The sequence below is a fragment of the Mycobacterium sp. IDUB_21 genome, from assembly GCF_055419425.1.
This window is the reverse complement of the sequence record NZ_JBVAXQ010000012.1, coordinates 110,632-135,794: the sequence shown is the minus strand read 5'-3', so window position 1 is coordinate 135,794 and position 25,163 is coordinate 110,632. Positions and strand designations below refer to the sequence as shown.

Below are 25,163 nucleotides of genomic sequence, written 5' to 3'. Positions count from 1 at the left end.
GCTTACGCAGCCTCCGGGGCACGCGATAGGAAGCGGGGTGCGATGGCTGCCGCGGTGGTTGCGACCGCAGTCGATCCCAGCGCCTGCGCCCAGCCGATCGGGCCGAGCGGCGTGCAACCCATGAACTGGCTGACACCCGGGGTGCTGATCAGCAGCGCCATCGCCGCGAACGAACCGCCCGCGGTGAGGGCCACCAGCGGGGAGCGTGACTCCAGCAGGGTCTGACTCAACTGGGTGGTCACCAGCGCGACAAGGGCCACCGTGGCGGCGCGCCGCGGAAAGCCGGTGGCTCGCGCCATGAACCACGCTGCGAGCGTGGCGCCGGCCGTGGTGGTACCACGCAGCGCCACCGCACGCAGCAGCGCCTTCTCGTCGGGTCCGCGGCCACTGAAGGGCATCGGCCGCCGGGGTTGGCTCATCGCCAGCGCGGTGGCCGGGAACGCGTCGGTGACGATGTTGACCAGCAGCAACTGCCGGGTGTTCAGCGGTGCCTGACCGGTCAGTGCGCTACCGATGATGGCGAACACCGCGCCGCTGGCGTTGCCGCCGAGCAGCACCGCCACCGCCGCCTGCACCCGCTGCCACAGCTGGCTGCCCTCGTTGAGGGCGTCCAACAGCATCTCGATACGGCCGTCGAGCAGCACCACGTCCGCGGCGGTGTGGGCGGCGTCGCTGCCCTGGGCGACGATCCCGATCCCGACGGTGGCCGCGCGGATGGCGGCGGCGTCGTTGGCGCCGTCGCCGACCATCGCCGACACCTTGCCGCTGCGTTCCAGTGCCTGCACCACCTGCACCTTGTTCGCCGGTGACATGCGAGCGAACACCACCCGCTCGGTGACGGCGCGCTCCTGCTCCTTACCCGACAGGCTCTCCCATTCGGTGCCGGTGATGACCTGCTCTTCGGTGACCGGCAGACCCATCTTGCGGGCGATCGCACGGCCGGTGGTCGGGTGATCGCCGGTGATCATCCGAACGGGCACCTCCCGGCGGTGCAGCTCGGCCAGCAGACCGGCCGACCCGGCGCGCGGGGTGTCGGAGATACCGACGAATCCGATCAATGTCAGCCCGTGGGCGCACTGTTGGGCCATGGCGGCCAGTTGATCGTCCGGGTCGGGGGAGTGCGAAAGCGACTGCGCCTGCTCGGAGCTGAGCTCACGCCGGGCCACGGCGAGTACCCGTAGGCCGTCGTCCGCCAGCTGCTCCACCAGGTCGTAGACGTCGGCCGCAACATCTGCACAGGCGGCGAGCACCACTTCGGGCGCACCTTTGATGCTCAGTTCGGTTCCGGTCACCGAGGCCGCGAACGGTCGTCCGGAACGGAACGGCAGGTGGACGTCGGCCGCAGCCGGTGGGCAGCCGTCGATCACCGGCTGCGCCGCCGCGATGATCGCGGCGTCGGTCGCGTCGACATGGCCTTCCGTCGCCGGTGTCGCTTGTACTGCGCAGCGCAGCACCTCGTCGGGGGCGTGATCGGAGACAGCACGCACCTCGGTCACCTGCAGCCGGTTCTCGCTGAGCGTGCCGGTCTTGTCGAAACAGACCACGTCGACCCGGCCGAGTGCTTCCACGGAGCGCGGCACCCGCACCAGCACACCGGATTTGGTCAGCCGTTGCGCCGACGCATGCTGGGCCAGCGTCGCGACCACCGGCATGCCTTCGGGGACGGCCGCGACGGCGACCGAAACACCTTGGGCCACCGCCTGTTGCAACCTGGTGGCGCGTAGCACCCCGAGCAGGCTGACCAAGCCGCCGGTCATCAAGCTCAGCGGCCATATCCGGTCGGTGATCTGGCCGAGCTGATGACCCAGCCCGATGTCGCCGTGCCGACTTGCGACCAGGTCGGCCGCCCGGCGCACCTCGGTGTCGGGGCCCACGGCGGTCACCAGCGCCAGGCCCCTCCCGGCCGCCACGGTGGTGCCGGCGAAGAGCATGCAGCGCCGCTCGGCCAATTCCGTGCCCGGGGTGGCGTCGGTCTGCTTGGTCACCGGCAGCGACTCACCGGTCAGCGACGCTTCGTCGACTTCCAGCTTCTCGTACTCGACCACGCGGGCATCGGCCGGCACCACGTCCTCGGGCCCCACCTCGATCAGATCGCCACGCTGCAACTGATCGGGGAGCACCTGAACACGTTCGCGGGTGCCGTCGGGCCGGATCGTGACTTTCCATGCCGGCGGGATCTGTTCGGCGAGCAGCCGATTCAGCCGTAGCTCGGCGCTGAGCCGCTGCCCGGCGGCGAGGACAGCGTTGCTGGCCAGCACCGAGCCGACCATCAGTGCATCCAGCGGCGAGCCCAGTATCGCGGTGGCTGTGGCCCCCAGCCCCAGTACCGGGGTCAGCGGATCGGACAACTCGTCACGCACCGCGTCGAGGAACTGCCAGACCAGGTGACGCTGCGTGTTGGCGGCTGCGTGCGTCGCGGTGGCAGGGTCCGACGATAAGGCCAACGCGGCCTGAACTTGTTCGACCGACATGGCATGGAACTCATCGACGGGGACCGGCCGTGGCAACGGTGCGTTGACCACGTTGCGCGCCAACCGGTAACCGGAGAACACCCCTGATGCCGCGCCCAGGACGATCGGTCCGGGACCTCGGCCCCGAACGGTCGGTATCAGCAGAAGTGCGCCCATCGCCGAAGCGCCGATGGACAGCTGGACACCCCGGCGGCTGGCTGCCTTGGCCGCGGGCAGGGCGTGCAACACCCGCCACACACCGGCCAGATCGTCGACGATCAGGTCCGCGCCCAGCGGATGCGGCTGGTCGCCATCCTCGGGCAAAATGGCCACCCCGAGATCGGCGGACGACAGCGCCTGAGTGGCAGCCGAGGAGACCACCGCGACGGTGTGGCCTTCCTCCTGGTAGCGGCGCAGCGCGTCGAGCAGCGCGTCGTCGATCGAGTCTCCGGTCAGTGGAGCGATTTCGTCGAACGCCGGCCGCAATGCGCCCAGGCCGGTGGGGTCATCGATGGAAACCACCTGCACCTCGGCCTGCTGCGTCTCCGCCAGTGTCGCGGCCGCCAGCGGATGGGGCGCCGGCGCGAAAAGCGCCTCCGTTCTGGATCGACCCTTACCTCGGCGCGTGCCGGTGACCGCGTGCCAGCCCGGCTGCAGGCCGTCGTCTGCCAGCATCGCCTGGGCGCGCTCCCAGACGGTGAGATCCTTCTCGCCGGCGCCGCGAAGCCGCACCAGGCGTAACGCGTTGCTGCGGAGCACGCGCGGGTCGAGGATCACCACATCGATCCGGTCCAGCCGGCGCCAGCTGTCCGGGCTCACCTGCAACGCCTCGTCCTTGTCGGCCAACCCACGACCCAACGTCGCCGCGAACGATTCCTGGGTGGAGCGGGCGGCCTTCGGCACGGCCACCAACGCTGCGGTGCCGGCCAGGTTCGGATCACGGCTGACGGCCCCGACTACGGCGGCCCCGACCGCCTGAATCCAGGTGCCGCGCTGCAGGTGTTGTTCGACGGGCCCGGCCGGCGGCGGTACGGGCTGTGGTGTGGCCTGGTCGGCCGGCGCAGTGGTGGGGCGGGCCAGTTCCGGTTCGCGTCGGGACCACGCCCGTGCCACCGCACGGGTTTCAGCGGTCTTGAGCGTGTTGATTGCCAGGTCGACAGCCAGTATCGACGGTGCCAGGGCGAGCGCATTGGCGGTGGTGGATGCCAGCCCCAACGCAGTGTCGGTCGCACGCTTGCCGATTCGTTCCTCGAGCAGCCGGCGCAGCCGCGGCTGATGGTCTAGGGCGACCACCGCGCCTTGGACACTGGCCGGCAAGCGGGGAAACCGCAGGGCACGCCCGGCCAGCGAGATGCCCAAGCCGACCGCGGTGATACCTGCCATCGCGGCGGTGCTTACGGCCAACAAACCGTCGCCGGGAGCGGGAGCCGGGCGAGACTTTTCACCCTCGGCCGCCTCGTCGCGATCGTCGTCGGGAGGTTGGCTCTCGACCTCGGCAAGCGCGTCGTACCACTCATCCAGCGCCGGTTCGGCGTCTTCGATGAGAGCAGCTATCGAGGGGGGCATCGGTCTCCTTCGTTCGGCGACCGAATGTGCCTATGGAATCTGGCGAAACTCTCGGTCGACACGGTTGTTCGTCCGAAGGTCTCGCTCACGGAAAGTCATAGGCCCGCTGAATGACCGGGCGGGGTGGCCCGCCGTACTGACGACCATTCACATCCGCCACACGGCGGGTAGGTGCTACTCCCCTTCGCCAGCGAAGCTATACGCGCTTTGCGGCCTGCGGCTGAACGGAGTCAAGCCCCTACTTGAAATACGGGTGAACTCAGTAGATTTCAGCCGGCCGCAGAACCGGTTACCGGTCGCCAACCCACTCGTCGTAGAACGGCGGCATCGCCGAGGCCCGGGAGGTGAACTGCGGGTCGCGCTTCTGCAGGAAGGCGCGCACCCCCTCGGCGCCGTCGCCGATGCTGGTGTAGAACATCGCCAGCGAGTCCAACCGGTGCGCCTCGATCGGATCGGGCTGCGCGGAGTTGCGGTAGAGCATCTGGCGAATCAGCGCGAACGACACCGGGGAGCGGCCCTTGGTCCAGGCATCGGCCAGGGTGCGTGCGTCGGCCAGCAATGCGTCCGGTTCGTGGATGGACTGAGCCAGGCCACAGCCACGGGCTGCTTCGGCGTCCAGGATGTCGGCGCGGTACAGCAGGTCCAAAGCCGTTGGCACGCCGACGATCCGCGGCAGGAACCACGTCGAGCAGGCCTCCGGGGTGATACCCAGCTTCCCGAACACCAGACCGAAGCGCGCCTTGGTCGAGAACAGCCGGGCATCCATCGCCAGCATCATGGTGGCGCCGATCCCGACCGCGGGCCCGTTGACTGCGGCGATCACCGGCTTGCGGCAGCTATAGATCGCCAGCGTCACCTGCCCGCCGGTGTCGCGCACCCGGGCCAGCTCCGGGTTGTCGAGGTCGGCCATGTCCGCCAGCGTCGGGGACTTGGTCTCATCGAGACCGAACACGTTGCCCGAGCTGGACAGGTCCATCCCTGCGCAGAACGCGCGACCGGATCCGGTGACGATCACCGCGCGGATCGCGTCGTCGTCGTTGACCTCGACGAAGGTGCGCTCCAGCTCGTCGGCCATCTGCACGGTGAACGCATTCAAGTTGTCCGGTCGGTTGAGATAAACGGTCAGGATGCCGTCTTCGACCTCGTGGCGGATGGTGGTGAAGTCCATCAGTCGAGGCTAGTTGCACCGGTCTGTTGACTCTGCCCCCGGGGGAGACTCCAGACTCGACGTTGTGACGACATTGCTGCCAATCGGGGATTTCGCCCGGATGACCTATCTGACCGTCAAGGCGTTGCGCCTGTACCAGGAGCGCGGCCTGTTGAGTCCGGCCCAGGTCGACCCCTCTTCTGGATACCGCTACTACAGTCCCGACCAGCTGCCGATTGCCCAGGTCATCCGCCGGCTGCGGGATCTGGGGATGCCGTTGGACGAGCTGACCGAGGTGATCCGCGCCGAGGATGTCGCCGACCGCAACCGTGCCATCGTCGCCCACCTGCAGCGCCTCGAGGACCAGCTGACGCACACCCGGTCCAGCGTCGCCTCCTTGCGGTCTTTGCTCGAACAGCCGACGAGTGCAACCGACGTGAGTTACCGGTCGGTGCCTGCGACGGCGGCAGCGGCGATCGTCGACGAGGTTGAGATGACCGATGTCGAGGGCTGGTGGGCGCAGGCGTTCGCGGAACTTGACGCCGCAGTCGCGGGCGCCGCACCGGGCGTCCGCGGTGTTTTGTACTCGGCGGAGTTCTTCCAGGCGGGCCGGGGCGAGGTGATCGCGTTCCGGCCGGTGGCCGACGCGCCGGCTCGGGGCCGGGTGCACGCACGTGAGATTCCCGCCGCCGAACTGGCGGTGGCACTGCACCGCGGTGCGTTCGGTGAGCTGGATTGCACCTACGCCGCGTTGGGCACCCACGTCGCCGAACGTGAACTGGGGGTCGACGGGCCGATCCGCGAGTACTACCTGGTGTCCGGCTACGACACCGATGACGAGGCAGCGCATCGCACCGAGGTGTGCTGGCCGATCTTCCACACCAAATCCTGACCAACGACAAGGAGTTCACCCATGGAGATCACGCTGCACACCGTCACATTCGACTGTGCCGACGCGGACAAGCTGGCGCGGTTCTGGTCGCAGCTGCTGGCCCAGCCGCTCGACGACGGCGCCACCCGGTTGGCCGATCGCAGCGACGACGGCTACCGCTGGAGCACGTTGGCCGACCCCGAGGGCAACGAGTTCGACATCGTGGCGGCCTGAAATGTCATTGCTGGCAGACGCGTTGCTCGCCGCCGGACCCGCTGCCGAGCATTCCGATGCGATGGCCCGCTACGGATGGTTGGTCGGCGGCCGGTGGGACCTCGACATCACCTGGTACGGCGACGACGGCACCCGCAGCGTTGCCGGTTGGATGGTCGCGGACTGGGTGCTCGACGGTCGGGCCGTCCAGGACGTGTGGCACGCCGAAGGTCTCTTTCACGGGACGACACTGCGTGTCTACGACCCCACCCTCGACGCCTGGCACATCCAGTGGACGGAACCGCAACTGGGACTTCGACTCAGCCAACTGGGCAGGGCTGACGCGGACGGGATCGTGCAGGACGGCACGCTGCCGGACGGCACCGCCATCCGGTGGAGTTTCCGTGACATCGGTCCGGACTCGTTTCGCTGGCGCGACGAACGCAGCTACGACGGGGCGAATTGGGAACTGCGCCAGGAATATCTCGCGCGGCGTACGTCGGCGTAGGCCCGGAACGCCGAACGTGCACCCACTGCGAGATTTTGATGGTTCTTTCGCAGCAGGCGCACGTTCGGCGACCGGGGCTACACGCCGGCGCGGGCTTCTCGGGTTTCGCGGGCTGCCTTGACCATGTTGGCCAGCGAGGCGGTCACCTCGTCGGTCTTGCGGGTCTTCAGGCCGCAGTCCGGATTGACCCAGAGGCGTTGCGCCGGAACGGCGTCCAGTGCCTCACGCAGCGATGTTGCCATCTCGTCGGTGGACGGCACCCGCGGCGAGTGGATGTCGTAGACACCCGGTCCCACCCCGTTGGAGAACCCGATCGCGTTGAGGTCGTCGAGCACCTCCATGTGCGAGCGCGCCGCCTCGATCGAGGTGACGTCGGCATCCAGGTCGGCGATCGCCCCGATCACCTCGCCGAACTCCGAGTAGCACAGGTGGGTGTGGATCTGGGTGGCGTCGCTCACCCCCGAGGTCGACAGCCGGAAGGCACCGACCGCCCAATCCAGGTAGGCCTCCTGGTCCGCCCTGCGCAGCGGCAGCAGCTCGCGCAACGCCGGCTCGTCGACCTGGATCACCGCGATGCCGGCTTTCTCCAGGTCTACCGTCTCGTCGCGGATGGCCAGCGCGACCTGGTTGGCGGTGTCGGCCAGCGGCTGGTCGTCGCGGACGAACGACCAGGCCAGGATGGTGACCGGACCGGTCAGCATGCCCTTGACCGGCTTGTCGGTCAGCGACTGGGCGTAGGTCGCCCAGGCGGTCGTCATCGGCTGCGGCCGGGAGACGTCGCCGAACAGCACCGGCGGACGCACGCACCGGCTGCCGTAGGACTGCACCCAGCCGTTGGCGGTGGCGAAGAAGCCCTCCAACTGCTCGGCGAAGTACTGCACCATGTCGTTGCGCTCCGGCTCGCCGTGCACCAACACGTCCAGGCCGAGCTGCTCTTGCAGCTTGATGACGTCGGCGATCTCGGCCTTCATCCGGCGGGTGTACTCCGCCTCGTCGATCTCACCGGCGACCAGCGCGGCCCGGGCCTTGCGGATGTCGACCGTCTGCGGGAACGACCCGATGGTGGTGGTGGGCAGCGGCGGCAGGTGCAACCGCTCGTCCTGGGCGGCCCGGCGAGCCTCGGCACTGCCTCGATGTGCACCGGACGCGGTGATCGTGGCGATGCGGCCACGCACGTCGGCGTTGTTCAGCCGCGGGTCGGACTTGCGCGAGGCGACGGCGGCGTCGGACGCGGCGATCTCGTCGGCGATCTCGTCCGAGGCGTCGCGACCGTCGCGCACGGCACGGGCCAGGGTGGCCACCTCGGTCACCTTCTCGGCGCCGAACGCCAGCCAGCTACGCAGGTTCTCGTCCAGGCCCGTCTCGCCTTGCAGCGTGTATGGCACGTGAAGGGTCGAGCATGATGTAGATACAGCCACTGCAGCCGCACTTGCGAGCAGGGGCGCCAGCTTCGCCAGCGCGGCATCCAGGTCGGTGCGCCAGATGTTGCGACCGTCGACCAGACCGGCGACCAGCATCTTGGAGGCCAGCTCTGGAACCGCGGCAACTGAGGTCTCCGAGCCGTAGACCAGGTCGACCCCGATCGCCTCGACCGGCGTGCGGGCCAGGGCGGGAAGCGCCGCGCCAGGGTCGCCGAAGTAGGTGGCGACGAAGATCGACGGCCGGTTGGCCGCGCCGGCGAGGCGGGTGTAGACCTGCTCGGCCAGCGCGGGGGCGTCAGCGGCGATGTCGGTCACCAGCACCGGCTCGTCGATCTGCACCCACTCGGCGCCGGCCTCGGCCAGCTTGGAAAGCAGCTCGGTGTAGACGTCGGTCAGCTCGTCGAGGCGGAAGACCGGCGCCGGCGCGCCGTCGACGGCCTTGCTCAACAGCAGGAACGTAACCGGTCCGATGATCACCGGTCGCGCCGGGATCCCCTGCTCCTGAGCCTCTTTCAGCTCGGCGAGCACCTTGGTCGGGTTCAATTCGAACTTGGTGTCCGGGCCGATCTCCGGAACGATGTAGTGATAGTTGGTGTCGAACCACTTGGTCATCTCCAGCGGGGCGATGTCCTTGTTACCCCGGGCTGCCGCGAAGTAGCGATCCAACTCGTCGGCGACATCGGCAACCCGAGCCGGCAGCGCACCGAGCAACACCGCGGTGTCCAGCATCTGGTCGTAGTAGGAGAACGTGTTCACCGGCACCGAGTCCAGGCCGGCCTCGGTCAACTGCGCCCAGGTGTCACGACGCAGGCCTGCCGCGACGTTCTTGAGTTCGTCCTGGCCGATCCGGCCTGCCCAGTAACTCTCGGTGGCGCGCTTGAGTTCGCGGCGCGGTCCGATCCGCGGAGAGCCGAGGACGGTGGCGGTAAAGGGTTGAACGGTCACGATTTGATCCTTCAATTGTGAGGGTGGGGCACCGCCGGCGGTCGTCCAGCTGATCCGGTCTGTGCAATTTAATGCACTACAACCCTCAAAACCAGACGCCCATTCCGCGAGGCGGTGATCCGCTGGGCGCGGCGCGCCCAGCACAACAGGCAGGTCTTCGGACTCGCAGGCTCGCACGGGGGTGCACCTAGTGGCCGTCGCTTCCCAGTCACGAACACGTGACCAGTGCCTTTGACGGCGGTCGTTCCTGCATACCGCTGCGGGACAGTCCCGGATTCCCACCGGGTTCCCTCTCGCGCCCCGCGGAAAACCCGCGTCGCGCTCGATGCCGACGCCACCTCGCGGCGGTATCGACAAACCAGTTGCGTCATCAAGATTACCTGGTCAACCGGCTTCAAGTGCCTCCGGAATGGGCGTCTGGCCGTCGTTGAACTCGATGGTGCGGTGAATCGTCGAGTCGTCGGTCAGACAGGCCGCGATCACCTGTGCGACGTTGCCCCGGGACACGGATCCCTTTTCAGCGGCACCCTCGGCCGCAGTCCCAACCTCGATGCGGCCGGTGGCCGGCTCCACGGTGAGCCGACTGGGCCCCAACACCGTCCAATCCAGGTCAGCGGCCCGCAGGTGGGCGTCGGCGCCCGCCTTGGCTTGCGCGTACGGGTAGAACGGGTCGCCGTCGAGCACGCCGTGCCCGGGTCCGGCGCCGAAGTAGGACACCATCACGAACCGGCGCACCCCAGCTTGCCCAGCGGCATCGATCACCCGCATCGCCGCGTCGCGGTCCACCGCGTAGGTGCGAGCAGGGTTGCCGCCGCCGGCGCCGGCGGTGAACACCACCGCGTCGTGGTCGGCCACCAGTTCGGCCAGACCGTGGGTGTCGAGCTGTTCGATGTCGGCCACCACGGGAATCGCCCCGGTCACCGCGACCTCCTCGGAATGGTCGGGATTCCGGAAGACCGAGGTCACCTGGTCACCGCGTTCGGACAGGATGCGGCCGAGTAGCAAGGCGATCTTGCCGTGGCCGCCGATGATTACGATGCGCGCCATGGTTTCGACGCTACGCGAGACTTGAGCACCCCCGTTGGCGATGGCCGGAGGCGCCGGTCGACAATCGTCGTCAAGGACCCATCGTTGATGAAGGAGAGCACCCATGGCCGAAGCAGTCATCGTAGAGGCAGTGCGTTCGCCGATCGGCAAGCGCAACGGCGGACTTTCCGGGGTACACCCTGCGGAGCTTTCCGCCCAGGTGCTCAACGGGCTCGTCGGGCGGGCCGGGGTGGACCCCGCCCTGGTCGACGACGTGATCTGGGGCTGTGTCATGCAGGCCGGCGAGCAGGCCCTGGACATCGGCCGGACCGCACTGCTGACCGCGGGCTGGCCGGAGTCGGTGCCCGGGGTGACGGTGGACCGCCAGTGCGGATCCAGCCAGCAGTCGGTGCACTTCGCCGCCGCCGGCGTGGTGGCCGGGCACTATGACGTCGTTGTCGCCGGCGGCGTGGAGTCGATGTCGCGCACCCCGATGGGCGCCTCGCTGGCCAACGGTGGGCACCCCTACCCGGAGGCGTTCCGGAGCCGTTACAGCCAGACTCCGAACCAGGGGACCGGCGCGGAGATGATGGCCGAGAAGTGGGGTTTGGACCGCACCGCGCTCGATGAATTCGCCCTGGCCTCGCATGAAAAGGCAGCCGCAGCACAGGATTCCGGCGCGTTCACCGACGAGATCGTCGGGATCAAGGACGGCGAGGGCAACGTGATCAGCGCCGACGAGGGTATTCGCCGCGGCACCACGATCGAGAAGATGGCTCAGCTCAAGCCGGCGTTCAAAGAGGACGGCGTGATTCACGCCGGCAACTCCAGCCAGATCTCCGACGGCTCGGCGGCGCTGTTGTTCATGTCGGCGGACAAGGCACGTGAACTCGGGCTGACCCCGCTGGCGCGGGTGCACACCGCGACGCTGGCCGGCGCCGACCCGGTGATGATGCTCAGTGCCCCGATCCCGGCCACCCAGAAGGCGCTGCAGCGCAGCGGCCTGAGCGTCGACGACATCGGGGTGTTCGAGGTCAACGAGGCGTTCGCCCCGGTGCCGATGGCGTGGCTCGCCGAGATCGGCGCGGATGCGAAGAAGCTCAACCCCAATGGCGGGGCGATCGCGCTCGGTCACCCGCTCGGCGGCTCCGGCGCCCGGATCATGACCACCATGCTGTACCACATGCGCGCCAACGGGATTCGCTACGGCCTGCAGACCATGTGTGAGGGTGGCGGCCAGGCCAACACCACCATCTTGGAGCTGCTGTGAGCGACGCGGCCGTTCTGGTAGAACGGCGCGGTAACGTCCTGCTGGTCACCATAAACCGCCCCGAAGCCCGCAACGCCGTCAACGGCGCGGTCAGCACCGGCATCGGCGACGCCCTGGCGCAGGCCCAGGATGACGACGAGGTACGCGCGGTGGTGATCACCGGCACCGGTGACAAATCCTTTTGTGCCGGAGCCGATCTCAAAGCGATCGCCAGTCGGGAGAACATCTACCACCCGGAGCACCCGGAGTGGGGTTTCGCCGGTTACGTGCAGCACTTCATCGACAAGCCGACCATTGCGGCGGTCAACGGCACCGCGCTCGGCGGTGGCACCGAGATCGCGCTGGCCAGCGACCTGGTGGTTGCCGAGCAGCGGGCGCAATTCGGGCTGCCAGAGGTCAAACGCGGCCTGATTGCCGGTGCCGGTGGGGTTTTCCGCATCGTCGACCAACTGCCCCGCAAGGTCGCCTTGGAGTTGCTTTACACCGGGGACCCGATGTCGGCCGCAGACGCCGCCCGCTGGGGGCTGGTCAACCGGGTGGTCGACGATGGTGGGGCACTGGAGGCCGCCCTGGAGCTGGCCGAACAGATCACCGGCAACGCGCCGCTGTCGGTGCGGGCCAGCAAGCGAATCGCCTACGGCGTCGAGGACGGCGCCATCCCCGGCGAGGCGGCGGACTGGGCCCGCAGCGGCCGGGAGTTCAGCGCGCTGCTGCGCTCCGAGGACGCCAAGGAGGGGCCGCGAGCGTTCGCCGAGAAGCGCGCGCCGGTGTGGAAAGCGCGTTGAGCGGAGTGCCTGAACCGCTGATCATCCCCATTCGCGGGCGCGCCCCCCAGCTGCACCCGGAGTCATGGGTGGCGCCCAACGCCAGCCTGATCGGCCAGGTCAGCCTGGCCGCCCGGGCCAGCGTCTGGTACTCGGCCACGCTGCGCGCCGAAGTCGAGCCGATCGAGATCGGCATCGACACCAACATTCAGGATGGGGTGACCATCCACGTCGACAAGGAGTTCCCGGCCCGGGTGGGTGCCCGGGTCAGCGTCGGGCACAACGCGGTGTTGCACGGCTGCACCATCGAGGATGACTCCCTGATCGGGATGGGCGCGATCATCCTCAACGGCGCCGTCGTGGGGGAAGGCTCCCTGATCGCGGCCGGCGCCGTCATCCCGCAGGGCACGGTGGTGCCGCCCCGATCGCTGGTGTCGGGGGTGCCGGGCCGGGTACGACGGGAGCTCAGCGAGGCCGAAGTACGCAACAACCGGTACAACGCCGCGGCCTACCGGCGGCTGATCGAAGTCCACCGGGCGAACTGACGCAATCAGGCCACCGGCTGCCATTCGGCCGCTACGTTTTAGGGCATGACCCAGACCAGTTCGGCCCGACCCGGCCTGCTGCGCGAATTCACCGACATCTTCAATAAGGTCTCGCTGCCCTACCACGAGCCGCGGGCCGTTGTGACGCGTCGTCGTGTCGTCGTGGCCGTGGTGGTGCTGATCGGCGCCGCGGTACTGGCTTTCATGCACACCAAGAACCCGGGCGACGCGGCGTTCTACTGGTTGTCACTGGCCTTGGCCGCGATCTGGTCGGTGGGGGCGGTTCTGGCGGGTCCGCTGCACCTGGGTGCGGTGCGCTTCCGGGGCCGCAACGAGCGGCCGGTGTTCACCGGCACCGGCGTCGGCTTGGTGCTCGGCGGGGTGTTCTTGCTCGGCGGGCTGGCGGTGCAGCAGATCCCTCCGCTGGCCGGGCAGGTGATCGCGATCTTGGACTACACCACTCACGTGTCCTGGCGGCTGGTGGTGCTGATCGCCATCGTCAACGCGATCGCTGAAGAGATGTTCTTCCGCGGTGCGCTGTTCAGTGCGTTCGGCCGCCACTATCCGCTGGTGTTTTCGACGCTGCTCTACACCGCGGCGATGGCGGCCGCCGGCAATCTGATGATCGGTGTCGCCGCGCTGGTGCTGGGGACCGTCTGCGCGATCGAGCGCCGCGCCACCGGCGGCGTGTTGGCGTCGGTGCTGACGCACCTGGTGTGGGGGCTGGTGATGGTCCTCGCGCTGCCGTCGATCTTCGGGATGTAGTACCCCCCTTGCGCGAGCGTGCATGTCCCCGGCCGACACGCCGCGCGCGACACCGTTTTTACGCACGCTCGCGGGCAGTCGAGTCTCTCAGGAGTCGGTGAAGTTCGGCGTGCGCCGGTCCTGAAACGCGCGGGTGCCTTCCCGGAAGTCGTGGGCGTTCAACAGGATCGACTGTCCGACGTATTCGCGGTCCAGTGTCGCGTCCAGCTCGCACAAGGTCGCGGAATTGATGGCGTGCTTGGTCTTGGCGAAGGCCGCCGCCGGACCGGCGAGCAGCCCGGCCAGCGCCTTGTCCACCTCGGCGTCGAAGTCCTCAGCCGGGTACACCGCGCTGATCAATCCCCAATCCAGGGCGTCGGCAGCCGACAGCCGTTCAGCCAACAGCGCCATACGCATTGCCCGGATCCGGCCGATGGCCGCGGCGACCAGCGCCGAGGCGCCGCCGTCGGGCATCAGCCCGATCTTGGTGAACGCCAACAGAAAAAACGCCTTGTCGCTGGCCAGCACCAGGTCGCAGGCCAGGGCCAGCGACACCCCGATGCCCGCGGCCGGACCCTGCACCACGGCCACCACCGGATGCGGCAGTGCCACGATCGCCCGGATCGCGCGGTTGGCCTCGACGATGATCTCCGTCGGCACCCCGTCGGACGCATCCTCGGCGCTGATCCCCGCGCCCGAACTGAACCCGCGGCCGGAACCGCCGAGCCGCACCGCGCGCACCCGCGGATCGCGTGCGGCACCCTCCATGGCGTCGGCGATACCGACCAATACGCCGGTGGTCACCGAGTTGAGGCTGTCGGGGCGGTCGATGGTCACCGAGAGCACCCCATCGGCCAGAGTTACGGACAGGCCCTCCACCGGGGCCAGGGTGTCGATGCCGGAGTCGATTGCGGTCATGGGTGTCACCCTAGGATGCACATCACAGAGGCATTCGACGAGGAGGCAGACATGGCGGGACCACTGGCGGGGTTACGGGTCATCGAACTGGCCGGGATCGGACCGGGGCCGCACGCGGCGATGATCCTCGGGGACCTCGGTGCCGAGGTGGTTCGGGTGGACCGCCCGCCGAAATTCGGTGGCGAAGCCCCGAAGGACACCATGCTGCGCAACCGGCGGTCGGTGACCGCCGACCTGAAGTCGCCCGAGGGCCGTGACCTGGTCCTGAAACTTGTCGCCCAGGCCGACGTGCTGATCGAGGGCTTCCGCCCCGGCGTCACCGAGCGGCTCGGACTCGGACCGGAAGACTGCGCCAAGGTCAACGACAAGCTCATCTACGGCCGGATGACCGGCTGGGGACAGACCGGGCCGCGCGCGCTGCAGGCCGGCCACGACATCAACTACATCTCGCTCAACGGCACCCTGCACTCGATCGGCCGCAAGGGGGAGCGCCCGGTGCCACCGCTGAACCTGGCCGGCGACTTCGGTGGCGGATCGATGTTCCTGCTGGTCGGCATCTTGTCCGCGCTGTGGGAGCGGCAGCGCTCCGGCAAGGGCCAGGTGATCGACGCGGCCATGGTCGACGGTGCCAGCATGCTCGGGGCGATGATGTGGAGCTTCCGCGCGCAAGGCATGTGGAGTGACGAGCGCGGCGTGAACATGCTCGACACCGGCGCGCCCTACTACGACACCTACGAATGCGCCGACGGCCGCTACGTCTCGGTGGGTGCGATTGAGCCGCAGTTCTTCGCCGAACTGCTCGCCAAACTGGGGCTGGACCCGGCCGAGTTGCCGGCGCAGAACGACACCAGCCGCTGGCCGGAGCTGCGCGAGGTCTTCACCAAGGCGTTCGCCGCGAACGACCGTGACCACTGGGCCAAGGTGTTCGCCGACTCCGACGCCTGTGTGGCGCCGGTCCTGGCGTTCGGCGAGGTGCTGTCCGACTCACACATCGCCGAGCGCGACACCTTCTACGACGTCAACGGCTATCTGCAGCCCATGCCGGCGCCACGGTTCTCCCGCAGCATCCCCGACATCCCGACACCGCCGTCGGTACTGGGGGCCGACAACGACGCCATCCTGGGGGACTGGGTATAGTCCCGACCAACCATCTGGTTGGTCGACGAAGGGGATTTCAGTGCAGATCAAAGATGCCGTGGCGGTCGTCACCGGCGGTGCCTCCGGGCTGGGCTTGGCGACGACCAAACGCCTGCTGGATGCCGGCGCCCAGGTAGTGGTGATCGACCTGCGGGGCGCCGACGCCGTGGCGGAGTTGGGCGACCGGGCCCGGTTCGCCGAGGCCAACGTCACCGACCCCGAGGCGGTCGGCGCGGCATTGGACGTCGCCGAATCCTTGGGGCCGCTGCGGATCAACGTCAACTGTGCAGGCATCGGCAATGCGATCAAGACGCTGAGCAAAAACGGCGCCTTCCCGCTGGAAGAGTTCACCAGGGTCGTGCAGGTCAACCTGATCGGGACCTTCAACGTGCTGCGGTTGGCCGCCGAACGGATCGCCAAGACCGAACCCATCGGTGAAGAACGCGGCGTCATCGTCAACACCGCATCGGTGGCCGCCTTCGACGGCCAGATCGGCCAGGCCGCCTACTCCGCATCCAAGGGCGGCGTGGTCGGTATGACACTGCCGATCGCGCGGGACCTGTCCCGCGATCTGATCCGGGTCTGCACCATCGCGCCGGGCCTGTTCAAGACCCCGCTGCTGGGTTCGCTGCCCGAGGAGGCGCAGAAGTCGCTGGGCGGGCAGGTGCCGCACCCGGCCCGGCTCGGGGACCCCGACGAGTACGGCGCGCTGGCCGAGCACATCATCAGCAACCCGATGCTCAACGGCGAGGTGATCCGTCTCGACGGCGCAATCCGAATGGCCCCGCGCTGAGCGCTCGCGCGAAGAACGTCAAACAGAGCTAGGAGTCCATATGTCACTGACTACGAAATTCACCGAAGTCTTCGGGGTCGAGCATCCCATCGCCCAAGGCGGAATGCAGTGGGTGGGCCGCGCCGAACTTGTTGCAGCGGTCGCGAATTCGGGCGCCTTGGGTTTTCTGACCGCGCTCACCCAGCCCACCCCGGCGGACCTGGCCAACGAGATCGCCAAGACCCGGGATCTGACCGACAAACCGTTCGGGGTGAATCTGACCATCCTGCCGACCATCAACCCGCCCCCTTATGACGAGTACCGGCAGGTGATCGTCGACGCCGGCATCAAGATCGTCGAGACCGCCGGGTCCAACCCGGCCCCGCACCTGCCGATGTTTCACGACAACGGAATCAAGGTGCTGCACAAGTGCACCTCGGTACGCCACGGGGTCAAGGCGCAGAGCCTCGGGGTGGACGGCATCAGCATCGACGGCTTCGAGTGCGCCGGGCACCCCGGCGAGGACGACATCCCGGGCCTGGTGTTGATCCCGGCCGCGGCGAATCAGATCGAGATCCCGATGATCGCCTCCGGCGGCTTCGCCGACGCCCGGGGACTGGTCGCCGCGCTGGCGCTGGGCGCCGACGGTATCAACATGGGCTCGAGATTCATGTGCACCGTCGAGTCCTGCATCCACCAGAACGTCAAGGAAGCCATCGTCGCCGGCGACGAGCGCGGCACCGAGCTGATCTTCCGGCCGCTGCGCAACACCGCGCGGGTGGCGTCCAACACCGTCTCGCGCGAAGTCGTCGACATCCTCGACAAGGGCGGACAGTTCCCCGACGTGCAGGAGTTGGTGGCCGGGGTGCGGGGCCGGCGGGTCTTCGAGGACGGTGACGTCGAGGCCGGCATCTGGTCGGTGGGTACCGCGATGGGGCTGATCAACGACATCCCCACCTGCGGTGACCTGGTGGCGCGAATAGTGGCCGAAGCCGAGGAGATCATCACCGGGCGGCTGGGCGGCATGCTCGAGGATGACGACGAGGAGAACGTCGCCTAGCGACCGAAGCTCTGCGTCGGCAGGCCGCCACCGAGGGCCGGTCGATGCAGGCCGTTGCGTTGTCGGCGATCGATGAGTACATCGAGCGGCGGACGCACAAGGCCAAGGTGGCCGAGGCGCTGCAGCGGGTGGTGCGTGAGGAGGCCCGGGTTCTGGAGCGTCTCAAGGACGCATGATCGACTACCTGGATCTTGAGGATCTGCTCGATATCGCTCGGGTGGCCGTGGGCGCGCACGTCGCCGTCGGTGATTACGGCCTGCTTGAATCGGCGTTGGCGTGTCCCCGCGCATCGGTGTTCGGCGCGGACGCCTACCCCGATCTACACCTCAAAGCCGCCGCATTGTTGCACTCGCTGGCCCGTAATGATGCGCTGGTCGACGGGAACAAGCGGCTGGCGTGGACGGCCTGCCGGACCTTCCTCGCCCTCAACGGCCACTGGATCAGTGCCCCCGAGGATGACCGCTTCGAGTTCGTGATCGCGGTCGCCACCGGCGCGCTGCCCGATCTCGACACGATCGCCGAACAGCTGCGAACCTGGAGCTACCGGGAGGGCTGACGCGCATGGTGAGCGCCGGTTGAGGCAAGGGTCAGAGTGCGTCAATCACAAAAACGGGGGGATCGGCCGATCGCGGGCAGGTGCGCCTCGCACGATCAGGTCAGACTGAAAGGCGCCGCTGTTGCGGCGCCCGTCAATCAGCTGGCCAGCGGATGCCAGTCGTCCAGCTGCTCCGAGGTATCGCCCTCGACCAGGACATCGCCGTGGTACAGGGCCTCGAAGTCGACCTTGATTACGTCGGCACTTGAGTCGTCGATCCACATGGCACTGAGCGTATGGGTCACTATTAAGGGATCTTTGAGTCACGTTTCGGGAAACTGTGGCAATCCTACTGGCGAGTAGCGTTTGCCGGTCTTTTCGGCTGAGATCGGTCTCGTTGCCTGGTCATCGGTATGGTCGGGGTCGCTTTGCGGGGGCGCTAGGGTGGGCTTCATGGCATCACCTGCGACTCTGGATAACCCCCTGTTCGCCCGGATCTGGACGTTCATGTCCAGTCGCGAGACCGACTGGCTGCGGGACCGGCGCCGGGAAAACTTGGAGGGGCTAACCGGGCGAGTGCTGGAAGTCGGCGCCGGCACCGGAAGCAACTTCGCTTTCTACCCTGACACCGTCACCGAGGTGGTCGCCCCCGAGCCCGAATCGCGGCTGCGGGAGGCCGCCCGCGAAGCCGCGGCCGCAGCGCCGGTGCCGGTCACCGTCGTAGCGAGCACCGTGGAGGCGTTGGACGCCGGTGAACGGTTCGACGCGATTGTTTGCTCGCTGGTGCTGTGCTCGGTGGAACAGCCTGAGGATGTGCTGCGTCAGCTGTTCACCTTGCTCAAGCCCGGGGGAGAGCTGCGCTACTTCGAGCACGTCGCCAGCAGTGGCGCGCGCGGTGGGCTGCAGCGACTGGCCGACGCCACGATCTGGCCGAGGCTGTTCGGAAATTGCCATACCCATCGCGACACCGAGCAGACGATCACCGCCGCCGGCTTCGCGGTGGAGACGTCGCGGCGCGGGCACCAGTTCCCGGCGTGGGCGCCGGTGCCGGTGTCGGAGTTCGCGCTGGGGCGTGCCAGCCGACCGGCCTGAGCCGTTCTAACTCAGCGCTAACCCAGCAGGGCGGGAAGCCGCTGCAATAGTCCCGGTAAGGCGACCGACGCGGTATCGCGCAGGCTCACCGTGGCGCTGGGCGTCAACGGGGTCGGCTCGGGGTTGACCTCGATGACGGTCTTGCCCTGCTCCAGTGCTCGCTCGGGCAGGCTGGCCGCCGGGTAGACCACCCCGGAGGTGCCCACCACGACCAGCACGTCGGCGCCGTCGATGGCCTCGACCGCGGCGTTCCACGGCCCCTCGGGCAGGTTTTCGCCGAACCAGACGATGTCCGGGCGGATCAATCCGCCGCAACCGCAAATCGGCGGCGCCACCTCCAGCTCCGGTTCTGTCATCGCCGGCAATTTCTCGGTGTAGGGATGATCGCAATCCGCGCATCGGAAACTGAACATGCTGCCGTGCAGATGATGCACCGTGGAACTGCCGCCGCGCTCGTGCAGATTGTCGACGTTCTGAGTGATCACGTGTACGTCGGCGTGTTGCTCCCAGTCCGCGACCGCGCGATGGCCGGCGTTCGGTCCGACACGGCTGGCCAGCTGATGGCGCCACAGGTACCAGCCCCAGATCAACTCTGGGTGCCGGTTCCAGCCGTCGATGCTGGACACCTCATAGGGGTCGTAGCGCGCCCACAGTCCGTTCTCGTCGTCACGGAAGGTGGGCACCCCGCTCTCCGCTGAGATACCCGCGCCGCTGAACACCGCCACCTGCACGAGACCAACATAGCGGGATACTGGGCGAATGGACTTCACGGAGCTGCTGAGGATCCCGCAGGTCGATGTGCAGCCGGACGGGCCGCTGTTCGAGCAGATCAGGACTCAGATGATCGAGGCGGTCCGGGAAGGAGCCGTGCCCGCGGGAACCAGGCTGCCGACGGTGCGTGAGCTGGCCGGGCAGCTGGGCCTGGCGGTCAACACGGTGGCCCGGGCGTACCGGGAACTGGAGGCCGCCGGGATCGTCGAAACCCGTGGCCGTTTCGGCACTTTCGTGGCGAGTAGCGATCCGGCGGATGCAACCATGACGGTGGCGGCGGGCGCATTCGTCGCCGCAGCCCGCGCCGTCGGCCTGGGCAAGGCCGACGCACTGCGGTACCTCGATGCCGCCTTCGGCCACGCCGGTACGGGCGGTGCCTAGCCGAATTCCAGCAGGGTCAGCGACGGGCGCGCGTCGTCGAGGAATCGCAGCCGGTAGGCGTTCGGCAGCACGGTGTTGAACAACCACCCGCGGCCCTGGGGCAGCTGCAGGTCGTGGACGGCCCGGACGCCCGGCACCGTGTCCACCAGCCCGGCAGAGTCGGCAGCCGACAGGGTGAACGGCATTGAGGGCGCCCGGTAGCGCAATGAGGTGGGCACGCCGTGGCGGATCAGCCAACCGATCCAGGCGGGCGGAAGGTCGAAAATCATCCGGCCGCCCGGAAAGCGGCGGGCGCACTCGGCGATGAGCCCCAGGGACTGCTCGGGCTGCAGGTACATCAGCAGGCCCTCGGCGCTGATGAACACCCCGTCAGACGTGTCGACCCGGTCCATCCAGCTGTAGTCCAGCGCGGACTGCGCGCAGACCGATACCTGCGGCGCGGCCGGGAGCAGTCGTTCGCGGATCTCAATGATCGGTGGCAGATCAACAGTGAGCCAACGGAATTGCGGGTCCGGCACCGCCTCGCTCAGCCGCCAGAAGCTCGTCTGCAGGCCCTCGGCCAGGGCGACCACGGTGCCCGTCGGGTGTTGCCGCAGGAAGCGGAGGGCCTCGGTGTCGATGCCGAGCGCGCGCACTGCGATGTCCTGGCGGGTCGAGCCGAACTTGGCGAAATCGAAGTCGATCGAGTCCGCCAGCCGGACCGCCATCGGATCGTTGATGATCCGGTCGGAACGGCGGGCTTCGGTCGCTCGTGCGTTCAACGTCAGCAACGCGGTCTCGGAGACGCCGGTCAGGGCGACGTTCTGTGTCTGACTCACCTCTGCGACCTTACCGGTGGCTCCTCAGCGCAGCAGTTTGCTCAACGTGCGCAGGTTGCGGGTGGTGGTGCACGACGCGTACCGCTTGTTGCCCATGGTCTTGCCCACGGTGCTGCCCAGGGTGTTGCCCTTGGGAATCTGCCAGTAGATCACCCCGTCGCCGGGCGTGAACTTCTCGCCGGGGTCGGTTCCGCCGTCGAGTGTAGACAGCTCGGCAAGCACCGCGCCGTCGGCGACGAAGGTGACATAGGAGTGGAATCCGGGCACCTCCGGTTCGAACGGATAGTTCGCGACGATGGCGCGCACCGCCTCGACGTCGTAGACCAGCACCCGGGCCGGGTAGCCGAAGCGCTCCTGCAACGCGGCCTCGGCGGTGGTGCGCACCGCCCCGGCATCGTCCGCGGAGTCCAGCAGGACGTTGCCGCTGGCGAGCACGGTGCGGACCCCGACGAATCCGGCATCGGTCAGTGCAGAGGCGACATCGGCCATCTTGAGGTTGACTCCACCGACGTTGACTCCCCGCAATAACGCGGCGTACCTGGTCATCTGCGCGATGGTAACGACGGCGCGCACCCGCTTCAATCGGTACGCTTCCGACATGGGCCGCCACGTATTCGACGACAAATTGCTGGCATTGATCAGCGGGAACTCGCTCGGCGTACTGGCCACCATCAAACGTGACGGGCGTCCCCAACTGTCGAACGTGCAGTACCACTTCGACCCGCGCGCCGTCGCGGTCAAGGTGTCGGTCACCGAACCGCGGGCCAAGACCCGCAACCTGCGCCGTGACCCGCGGGCGTCGGTCCTGGTCAGTTCCGACGACGGGTGGTCCTATGCGGTCGCCGAGGGGGACGCCCAGCTGACGCCCCCGGCCGCCGCTCCCGGTGACGACACCGTCGAGGCGCTGGTCGCGCTGTACCGGGACATCGCCGGGGAGCACCCGGATTGGGACGAGTACCGCCAGGCGATGGTGACAGATCGCCGCGTGCTGCTCACCCTGCCGATCACGCATCTGTACGGCATGCCCCCGGGCATGCGCTGACCCATGGCGGTGACCCGCTGCATCCGGCTGCGCCGGCCTTGCGATCACCGCTAGGCTCCGGGCATGCCCGAATCAGATTCCGCCGCAGACGAGAACAAGCGAAAGTTCAGGGAGGCCCTGGACCGCAAGAAGGCGAAGTCGGCGGGTGGCTCCGACCACAGGGACGCCGGCGCCAAGCAGTCGAGATCGCACGGTCCGCTGGAGAGCCGCCGGGAGTTCCGTCGCAAGAGCGGGTAGTTACTGGACCGGGCAGGCGTACTTCCGGGCTACGTCCATCAAGCGCTGGTCCGCGCCGGGGCCGACGACGCCCTGAGCGACCAACTCCCAACCGATCAATCCGGGTAGGCCGCCTTCGCACGCCTGGTGGGCGACGCGCCATGCGGTGTCAGGATTCAAGTTGAACCCGTTGCGTTCCAGGCCCTGCATGTAGGTGTCGAATTCCGGCGTGCCCTGGTCCGGTATCGCACCGGCGGTGGCCGCCAAGGCAACAGCGGTAACCGCCGCTCCGATAAGAGCTGCCACTACACGTCCCATGTTCATCTCCTGGAGATCCGCACCGCCGACTGTCGTTTACACGTTCGCACACTCCACCGACACAGACCAATGGACCGCTCTGGTCGGCTCGGGTGGACCATCGCGGTGCCGGGTCGCAGTCAGACTGGCCGCCTCATCAGCCATCAATGGGTTGAACAACGGACATGAAGTCGGCGGCGTGGTCGACGGCGAATTGTTCGAATGATGCGACGGTCAGCGGCCTTCGGCTCGACCTAACTCATGACCGGTGCCTGCTTTCCGTTAGTTGGCCGCACTGGTGTCGAGACTTGGTGACGCGCACGCCAGGCCACCATTTCTTGCAGCGGGCCGAGGTCGTAGCCGGTGGTGGGGTCGGGGGCGATCTCGGCGATGAACGTGCTGGCGCCGGCTTGCCGGTAGGCGTCGGCGCTCTCGGGGCCGAACCAGTGCACCGAGCGTTCGATGTCGCTTCCGTCGCGTCCCGCGGACGCGGCCATCTCGTCGAGTTGGGCACTGGCCGTGGCGAAGCCCTCCACGGAGAGGAAGGTGTGCCAGATGTCGGCGTAACGCACCACCGCGGGCAGGGTCCGTTTAGGGCCGGTGCCGCCGATGAGGATAGGTATCTTGCGGATCGGAGGTGGGATCAGTTGACCGAACCGCGCCTCGATGCGTTTCAGCCCTTCATCGAACAGGTCGAAGCGTGACTTCCATGTGCCGAAGTCGTATCCGTAGCTGCTGTAGTCCTTTTCGTACCAGCCTGCGCCGAGGCCGAGCACCAGGCGGCCGCCGCTGATGTGGTCGACGGTGCGGGCCATGTCGGCGAGCAGGTCGGGGTTGCGGTAGCCGATGCCGGTCACCAGCAGCCCGATCTCGGCACGGTGGGTGATCTCACCCCACGATGCCAGCGCGGTCCAGCCCTCGAAGTTGGTGACGTCAGGCTGGACTTCGTCGAGCACCGGGATGCCCTGGTTGAGGTCGGCGACCTGGGGCCTGTGGAAGTGGTCCCAGCCGAAGATCAGGTCGGCCCCCAGTTCTTCGGCCCGTAGCACCGCGCTGCGCCAGGTGGTGTAGTCCGGGGCGTTGCCGGGTTGCAGGAGAACGCCGATGCGAATTGGTCGAGTCGTAGCTGTCATGCCAGGTGTAACCCAGGGCCGACGTAATGGCTTTCCAAAATTGCATTCATGTTTCGGGGGTCTGCGATAATTTTCTTGGATGCCAACTCTTCGCGCATTGGAGTGCCTCGTTGCGGTAGCGGACACCGGATCGATCACCCAGGCCGCTCGACTGCTGCATTCCTCGCAACCCGCCGTCTCTCATCAGCTCGCCGCGCTGGAACGCGAAGCCCACACGGCGCTGTTTCACCGGGAGCCAAGGGGTGTGAAATTGACACCCGCCGGCAGGGCTGCCATCGCGGACGCCAGACGAGCAATCGACGCAGCCGCATCGGCAATGCGATCGGCACGTGCAGCAGGAGAAGCCGCCGGTGGGTCGCTTCGATTGGCCTGTGCGCAGAGCCTGACCGTGCCGGTACTGGCCCCCGTCATTCGCATGTGGCACCGTCGGCACCCCGACGTCGCGATCACTCTGCGTGAGGCGGCCGTCCTGGACGAGTTCCTCGGCCTCATCGACGCAGGCGAGGTGGACATGGCACTCGTGCCTCTTCCCGTGCCCGACCGCTTCACCGCCAGCGTCGTCGCGGACGAGGAGATCGTGCTGGCGGCACCTTCGGGCCATCCGCTGGCTCGAAAGCCGTCCGTACGCATCCAGGATCTAGAGGGTGCGCGGATCGTTCACTTCGCGGCGGAGAATGGTCTCAGCGGGTGGCTGGATCGATCGCTTGCGGCGGCGCGGATTCACACCGAGACAGTGATGAGGACAGCGGTGACCGCCGCGGCGCCGCAACTCGCCGCGGCGGGCTTGGGTGTCGCGGTATGCCCGGTGAGCGCTGTTAGTGCTGGGTTTCCAGGCGCCGTCCGATCGTTCTCGCCCCGGTGGGTCAGACAACTCGGGGCAGTAACGCCCGCCACACCGGATCCGCTCACCGCCCGGTTCATCGGCAATCTACGAACCCGAGGCGTACATGTATCCAGCGACGTGCGCGCTCAGCTCACCGACGCCGACTCGCCAGCTCGAAAGAAGGAAACGTCCTAGCTGAACCCTCGCGGCCGCAGCAGCTCGAGGAGTCCGGAATAGCCGCCCGCCCAAGGCGGTTGATCAGGCATGACCGATTTCACCAACAGCGAAGCTGTCAAGAACTTCAACAAAGGCATCGTTGATGAGTTCCGGGCCAACGGCGGCAAGGTCATTGGGCCGTTCACCCAGGCCGACCTGCTGCTGCTCACCACGACGGGCGCCAAGTCCGGCCAGCGCCGGGTGTCGCCCCTGGCCTATTTCCACATCGACGACAAGCTGATCATCATCGGGTCCTTCCACGGCGCTTCAGTCAATCCGAATTGGGTGCACAACCTGCGGGCCGACCCGCGGGCACACGTCGAGGTCGGCCCCGACGCGTTCGACGTGACGGCGCGCGAACTGCCGCCCGCGGAGCGTGCGGAGCTGTTCCCGAAGCTGACCGCCGTAGCGCCGGTTGTCGCCGAGTCTCAATCCAAGACCAGCCGGGTGATTCCACTGTTCGAGTTGCAGCGGGCGTAACT

Annotated in this window: 29 protein-coding genes and 1 riboswitch; of the genes, 18 read left to right on the top strand and 11 right to left on the bottom strand. The window is 67.8% G+C overall.

Annotation, left to right across the window (positions count from 1 at the left end; all coding sequences use genetic code 11):
* Window positions 1–2: 2 nt before the first annotated feature.
* Both ACZYY4_RS17840 and ACZYY4_RS17835 read right to left on the bottom strand, forming a co-directional pair.
* Window positions 3–4,016: an HAD-IC family P-type ATPase gene (locus tag ACZYY4_RS17840; RefSeq protein ID WP_463811319.1), complete on the bottom strand. Its 4,014-nt coding sequence runs from the start codon at window positions 4,014–4,016 to the stop codon at window positions 3–5.
* 289 nt (window positions 4,017–4,305) lie between these two features.
* Window positions 4,306–5,184, bottom strand: a complete 879-nt coding sequence (locus ACZYY4_RS17835; protein WP_463811318.1) for a crotonase/enoyl-CoA hydratase family protein — start codon at window positions 5,182–5,184, stop codon at window positions 4,306–4,308.
* A 64-nt stretch (window positions 5,185–5,248) separates the two neighbouring features.
* On the opposite strand from ACZYY4_RS17835, the gene ACZYY4_RS17830 reads away from it, so the two are divergent.
* From ACZYY4_RS17830 to ACZYY4_RS17820, 3 genes are read left to right on the top strand one after another with little or no spacing between them, the layout of a single operon-like run.
* A complete protein-coding gene (locus ACZYY4_RS17830) occupies window positions 5,249–6,055 on the top strand; it encodes a MerR family transcriptional regulator (protein WP_463811317.1) in 807 nt (268 codons plus the stop codon).
* A 21-nt stretch (window positions 6,056–6,076) separates the two neighbouring features.
* The gene (locus ACZYY4_RS17825; protein ID WP_463811316.1) at window positions 6,077–6,268 is read left to right on the top strand and encodes a VOC family protein; all 192 of its coding nucleotides are present in this window, start codon (window positions 6,077–6,079) and stop codon (window positions 6,266–6,268) included.
* 1 nt (window position 6,269) lies between these two features.
* Window positions 6,270–6,755, top strand: coding sequence for a hypothetical protein (locus tag ACZYY4_RS17820; protein ID WP_463811315.1), 486 nt, complete (start codon window positions 6,270–6,272; stop codon window positions 6,753–6,755).
* A gap of 77 nt (window positions 6,756–6,832) precedes the next feature.
* Here the strand turns inward: ACZYY4_RS17820 and metE are convergent, their stop codons facing one another.
* The gene (gene metE, locus ACZYY4_RS17815) at window positions 6,833–9,136 is read right to left on the bottom strand and encodes a 5-methyltetrahydropteroyltriglutamate--homocysteine S-methyltransferase (RefSeq protein ID WP_463811314.1); all 2,304 of its coding nucleotides are present in this window, start codon (window positions 9,134–9,136) and stop codon (window positions 6,833–6,835) included.
* A 116-nt stretch (window positions 9,137–9,252) separates the two neighbouring features.
* Window positions 9,253–9,451: riboswitch (cobalamin riboswitch) on the bottom strand.
* Window positions 9,452–9,505: 54 nt separating this feature from the next.
* Entirely contained in the window at window positions 9,506–10,168 is a 663-nt protein-coding gene (locus ACZYY4_RS17810; RefSeq protein WP_463811313.1) for an SDR family oxidoreductase, read from the bottom strand.
* Between the two features lie 103 nt (window positions 10,169–10,271).
* Between ACZYY4_RS17810 and ACZYY4_RS17805 the strand changes: the two genes are divergently transcribed.
* Genes ACZYY4_RS17805 through ACZYY4_RS17790 form a run of 4 tightly spaced genes read left to right on the top strand, consistent with a single transcriptional unit; the run spans window position 10,272 to window position 13,491 of the window.
* Complete coding sequence (locus tag ACZYY4_RS17805) at window positions 10,272–11,417, top strand: thiolase family protein (RefSeq protein WP_463811312.1); 1,146 nt, start codon at window positions 10,272–10,274, stop codon at window positions 11,415–11,417.
* Window positions 11,414–12,202, top strand: coding sequence for a crotonase/enoyl-CoA hydratase family protein (locus tag ACZYY4_RS17800; protein ID WP_463811311.1), 789 nt, complete (start codon window positions 11,414–11,416; stop codon window positions 12,200–12,202). Before ACZYY4_RS17805 ends, ACZYY4_RS17800 begins: the two co-directional genes overlap by 4 nt.
* A 5-nt stretch (window positions 12,203–12,207) precedes the next feature.
* Window positions 12,208–12,726 carry a gamma carbonic anhydrase family protein gene (locus ACZYY4_RS17795; protein ID WP_463811310.1) on the top strand — a complete coding sequence of 173 codons (519 nt, stop codon included), beginning with the start codon at window positions 12,208–12,210 and terminating at the stop codon, window positions 12,724–12,726.
* A gap of 45 nt (window positions 12,727–12,771) precedes the next feature.
* Entirely contained in the window at window positions 12,772–13,491 is a 720-nt protein-coding gene (locus tag ACZYY4_RS17790; RefSeq protein ID WP_463811309.1) for a lysostaphin resistance A-like protein, read from the top strand.
* Between the two features lie 87 nt (window positions 13,492–13,578).
* On the opposite strand, the gene ACZYY4_RS17785 is transcribed toward ACZYY4_RS17790, so the two are convergent.
* Entirely contained in the window at window positions 13,579–14,388 is an 810-nt protein-coding gene (locus ACZYY4_RS17785; protein WP_463811308.1) for an enoyl-CoA hydratase, read from the bottom strand.
* 51 nt (window positions 14,389–14,439) lie between these two features.
* Here ACZYY4_RS17785 and ACZYY4_RS17780 point away from each other — a divergent pair, with 51 nt between their 5' ends.
* The 5 genes from ACZYY4_RS17780 to ACZYY4_RS17760 are packed head-to-tail and all read left to right on the top strand — an operon-like array spanning window position 14,440 to window position 17,913.
* A complete protein-coding gene (locus ACZYY4_RS17780) occupies window positions 14,440–15,525 on the top strand; it encodes a CaiB/BaiF CoA transferase family protein (protein WP_463811307.1) in 1,086 nt (361 codons plus the stop codon).
* A gap of 40 nt (window positions 15,526–15,565) precedes the next feature.
* The gene (locus tag ACZYY4_RS17775; RefSeq protein ID WP_463811306.1) at window positions 15,566–16,318 is read left to right on the top strand and encodes a 3-hydroxyacyl-CoA dehydrogenase; all 753 of its coding nucleotides are present in this window, start codon (window positions 15,566–15,568) and stop codon (window positions 16,316–16,318) included.
* Window positions 16,319–16,358: 40 nt separating this feature from the next.
* Window positions 16,359–17,357, top strand: a complete 999-nt coding sequence (locus ACZYY4_RS17770; protein WP_463811305.1) for an NAD(P)H-dependent flavin oxidoreductase — start codon at window positions 16,359–16,361, stop codon at window positions 17,355–17,357.
* A 44-nt stretch (window positions 17,358–17,401) separates the two neighbouring features.
* Window positions 17,402–17,533 carry a hypothetical protein gene (locus ACZYY4_RS17765; RefSeq protein ID WP_463811304.1) on the top strand — a complete coding sequence of 44 codons (132 nt, stop codon included), beginning with the start codon at window positions 17,402–17,404 and terminating at the stop codon, window positions 17,531–17,533.
* A complete protein-coding gene (locus ACZYY4_RS17760; RefSeq protein WP_463811303.1) occupies window positions 17,530–17,913 on the top strand; it encodes a type II toxin-antitoxin system death-on-curing family toxin in 384 nt (127 codons plus the stop codon). The genes ACZYY4_RS17765 and ACZYY4_RS17760 overlap by 4 nt, the downstream gene beginning before the upstream one ends.
* Window positions 17,914–18,050: 137 nt before the next feature.
* Here ACZYY4_RS17760 and ACZYY4_RS17755 read toward each other — a convergent pair whose 3' ends face one another.
* A complete protein-coding gene (locus ACZYY4_RS17755; protein WP_019738104.1) occupies window positions 18,051–18,176 on the bottom strand; it encodes a hypothetical protein in 126 nt (41 codons plus the stop codon).
* 169 nt (window positions 18,177–18,345) lie between these two features.
* On the opposite strand from ACZYY4_RS17755, the gene ACZYY4_RS17750 reads away from it, so the two are divergent.
* Window positions 18,346–18,984: a methyltransferase domain-containing protein gene (locus tag ACZYY4_RS17750; protein ID WP_463811302.1), complete on the top strand. Its 639-nt coding sequence runs from the start codon at window positions 18,346–18,348 to the stop codon at window positions 18,982–18,984.
* 17 nt (window positions 18,985–19,001) lie between these two features.
* Here ACZYY4_RS17750 and ACZYY4_RS17745 read toward each other — a convergent pair whose 3' ends face one another.
* Window positions 19,002–19,715 (bottom strand): NAD-dependent deacylase, encoded by a 714-nt coding sequence (locus tag ACZYY4_RS17745; protein WP_463811301.1) that lies wholly within the window; start codon window positions 19,713–19,715, stop codon window positions 19,002–19,004.
* A 28-nt stretch (window positions 19,716–19,743) separates the two neighbouring features.
* Between ACZYY4_RS17745 and ACZYY4_RS17740 the strand changes: the two genes are divergently transcribed.
* The gene (locus ACZYY4_RS17740) at window positions 19,744–20,136 is read left to right on the top strand and encodes a GntR family transcriptional regulator (RefSeq protein WP_463811300.1); all 393 of its coding nucleotides are present in this window, start codon (window positions 19,744–19,746) and stop codon (window positions 20,134–20,136) included.
* Here ACZYY4_RS17740 and ACZYY4_RS17735 read toward each other — a convergent pair.
* Window positions 20,133–20,954, bottom strand: a complete 822-nt coding sequence (locus tag ACZYY4_RS17735) for a class I SAM-dependent methyltransferase (RefSeq protein ID WP_463811299.1) — start codon at window positions 20,952–20,954, stop codon at window positions 20,133–20,135. The two genes, ACZYY4_RS17740 and ACZYY4_RS17735, sit on opposite strands and share 4 nt — an antisense overlap.
* A 24-nt stretch (window positions 20,955–20,978) precedes the next feature.
* Window positions 20,979–21,500 (bottom strand): DUF1697 domain-containing protein, encoded by a 522-nt coding sequence (locus ACZYY4_RS17730; protein ID WP_463811298.1) that lies wholly within the window; start codon window positions 21,498–21,500, stop codon window positions 20,979–20,981.
* Between the two features lie 52 nt (window positions 21,501–21,552).
* Here ACZYY4_RS17730 and ACZYY4_RS17725 point away from each other — a divergent pair, with 52 nt between their 5' ends.
* Together ACZYY4_RS17725 and ACZYY4_RS17720 are read left to right on the top strand one after the other, a co-directional pair.
* On the top strand, window positions 21,553–21,996 hold the full coding sequence (locus ACZYY4_RS17725) for a PPOX class F420-dependent oxidoreductase (protein ID WP_463811297.1): 444 nt from the start codon (window positions 21,553–21,555) through the stop codon (window positions 21,994–21,996).
* A 63-nt stretch (window positions 21,997–22,059) separates the two neighbouring features.
* Window positions 22,060–22,233 carry a DUF5302 domain-containing protein gene (locus ACZYY4_RS17720; protein ID WP_463811296.1) on the top strand — a complete coding sequence of 58 codons (174 nt, stop codon included), beginning with the start codon at window positions 22,060–22,062 and terminating at the stop codon, window positions 22,231–22,233.
* Here ACZYY4_RS17720 and ACZYY4_RS17715 read toward each other — a convergent pair whose 3' ends face one another.
* Both ACZYY4_RS17715 and ACZYY4_RS17710 read right to left on the bottom strand, forming a co-directional pair.
* The gene (locus tag ACZYY4_RS17715; protein WP_463811295.1) at window positions 22,234–22,536 is read right to left on the bottom strand and encodes a DUF732 domain-containing protein; all 303 of its coding nucleotides are present in this window, start codon (window positions 22,534–22,536) and stop codon (window positions 22,234–22,236) included.
* 227 nt (window positions 22,537–22,763) lie between these two features.
* Window positions 22,764–23,642 carry an LLM class F420-dependent oxidoreductase gene (locus tag ACZYY4_RS17710; RefSeq protein WP_463811294.1) on the bottom strand — a complete coding sequence of 293 codons (879 nt, stop codon included), beginning with the start codon at window positions 23,640–23,642 and terminating at the stop codon, window positions 22,764–22,766.
* Between the two features lie 79 nt (window positions 23,643–23,721).
* Between ACZYY4_RS17710 and ACZYY4_RS17705 the strand changes: the two genes are divergently transcribed.
* Window positions 23,722–24,660: a LysR family transcriptional regulator gene (locus ACZYY4_RS17705; RefSeq protein ID WP_463811293.1), complete on the top strand. Its 939-nt coding sequence runs from the start codon at window positions 23,722–23,724 to the stop codon at window positions 24,658–24,660.
* Window positions 24,661–24,729: 69 nt separating this feature from the next.
* Window positions 24,730–25,161 (top strand): nitroreductase family deazaflavin-dependent oxidoreductase, encoded by a 432-nt coding sequence (locus tag ACZYY4_RS17700; protein WP_463811292.1) that lies wholly within the window; start codon window positions 24,730–24,732, stop codon window positions 25,159–25,161.
* Window positions 25,162–25,163 lie beyond the last annotated feature (2 nt).

Excerpts from the sequence above, each read along its gene's own strand:
- ACZYY4_RS17780 (WP_463811307.1), top strand. The coding sequence starts at position 14,440 with ATGGCGGGACCACTGGCGGGGTTACGGGTCATCGAACTGGCCGGGATC.
- ACZYY4_RS17710 (WP_463811294.1), bottom strand. The coding sequence starts at position 23,642 with ATGACAGCTACGACTCGACCAATTCGCATCGGCGTTCTCCTGCAACCC.
- ACZYY4_RS17835 (WP_463811318.1), bottom strand. The coding sequence starts at position 5,184 with ATGGACTTCACCACCATCCGCCACGAGGTCGAAGACGGCATCCTGACC.
- ACZYY4_RS17720 (WP_463811296.1), top strand. The coding sequence starts at position 22,060 with ATGCCCGAATCAGATTCCGCCGCAGACGAGAACAAGCGAAAGTTCAGG.
- ACZYY4_RS17840 (WP_463811319.1), bottom strand. The coding sequence starts at position 4,016 with ATGCCCCCCTCGATAGCTGCTCTCATCGAAGACGCCGAACCGGCGCTG.
- ACZYY4_RS17820 (WP_463811315.1), top strand. The coding sequence starts at position 6,270 with ATGTCATTGCTGGCAGACGCGTTGCTCGCCGCCGGACCCGCTGCCGAG.
- ACZYY4_RS17790 (WP_463811309.1), top strand. The coding sequence starts at position 12,772 with ATGACCCAGACCAGTTCGGCCCGACCCGGCCTGCTGCGCGAATTCACC.
- ACZYY4_RS17725 (WP_463811297.1), top strand. The coding sequence starts at position 21,553 with ATGGGCCGCCACGTATTCGACGACAAATTGCTGGCATTGATCAGCGGG.
- ACZYY4_RS17760 (WP_463811303.1), top strand. The coding sequence starts at position 17,530 with ATGATCGACTACCTGGATCTTGAGGATCTGCTCGATATCGCTCGGGTG.
- ACZYY4_RS17825 (WP_463811316.1), top strand. The coding sequence starts at position 6,077 with ATGGAGATCACGCTGCACACCGTCACATTCGACTGTGCCGACGCGGAC.
- ACZYY4_RS17805 (WP_463811312.1), top strand. The coding sequence starts at position 10,272 with ATGGCCGAAGCAGTCATCGTAGAGGCAGTGCGTTCGCCGATCGGCAAG.
- ACZYY4_RS17770 (WP_463811305.1), top strand. The coding sequence starts at position 16,359 with ATGTCACTGACTACGAAATTCACCGAAGTCTTCGGGGTCGAGCATCCC.
- ACZYY4_RS17755 (WP_019738104.1), bottom strand. The coding sequence starts at position 18,176 with ATGTGGATCGACGACTCAAGTGCCGACGTAATCAAGGTCGACTTCGAG.
- ACZYY4_RS17810 (WP_463811313.1), bottom strand. The coding sequence starts at position 10,168 with ATGGCGCGCATCGTAATCATCGGCGGCCACGGCAAGATCGCCTTGCTA.
- ACZYY4_RS17730 (WP_463811298.1), bottom strand. The coding sequence starts at position 21,500 with ATGACCAGGTACGCCGCGTTATTGCGGGGAGTCAACGTCGGTGGAGTC.
- ACZYY4_RS17740 (WP_463811300.1), top strand. The coding sequence starts at position 19,744 with ATGGACTTCACGGAGCTGCTGAGGATCCCGCAGGTCGATGTGCAGCCG.
- ACZYY4_RS17715 (WP_463811295.1), bottom strand. The coding sequence starts at position 22,536 with ATGAACATGGGACGTGTAGTGGCAGCTCTTATCGGAGCGGCGGTTACC.
- ACZYY4_RS17700 (WP_463811292.1), top strand. The coding sequence starts at position 24,730 with ATGACCGATTTCACCAACAGCGAAGCTGTCAAGAACTTCAACAAAGGC.
- ACZYY4_RS17705 (WP_463811293.1), top strand. The coding sequence starts at position 23,722 with ATGCCAACTCTTCGCGCATTGGAGTGCCTCGTTGCGGTAGCGGACACC.
- ACZYY4_RS17765 (WP_463811304.1), top strand. The coding sequence starts at position 17,402 with ATGCAGGCCGTTGCGTTGTCGGCGATCGATGAGTACATCGAGCGGCGG.
- ACZYY4_RS17785 (WP_463811308.1), bottom strand. The coding sequence starts at position 14,388 with ATGACCGCAATCGACTCCGGCATCGACACCCTGGCCCCGGTGGAGGGC.
- ACZYY4_RS17750 (WP_463811302.1), top strand. The coding sequence starts at position 18,346 with ATGGCATCACCTGCGACTCTGGATAACCCCCTGTTCGCCCGGATCTGG.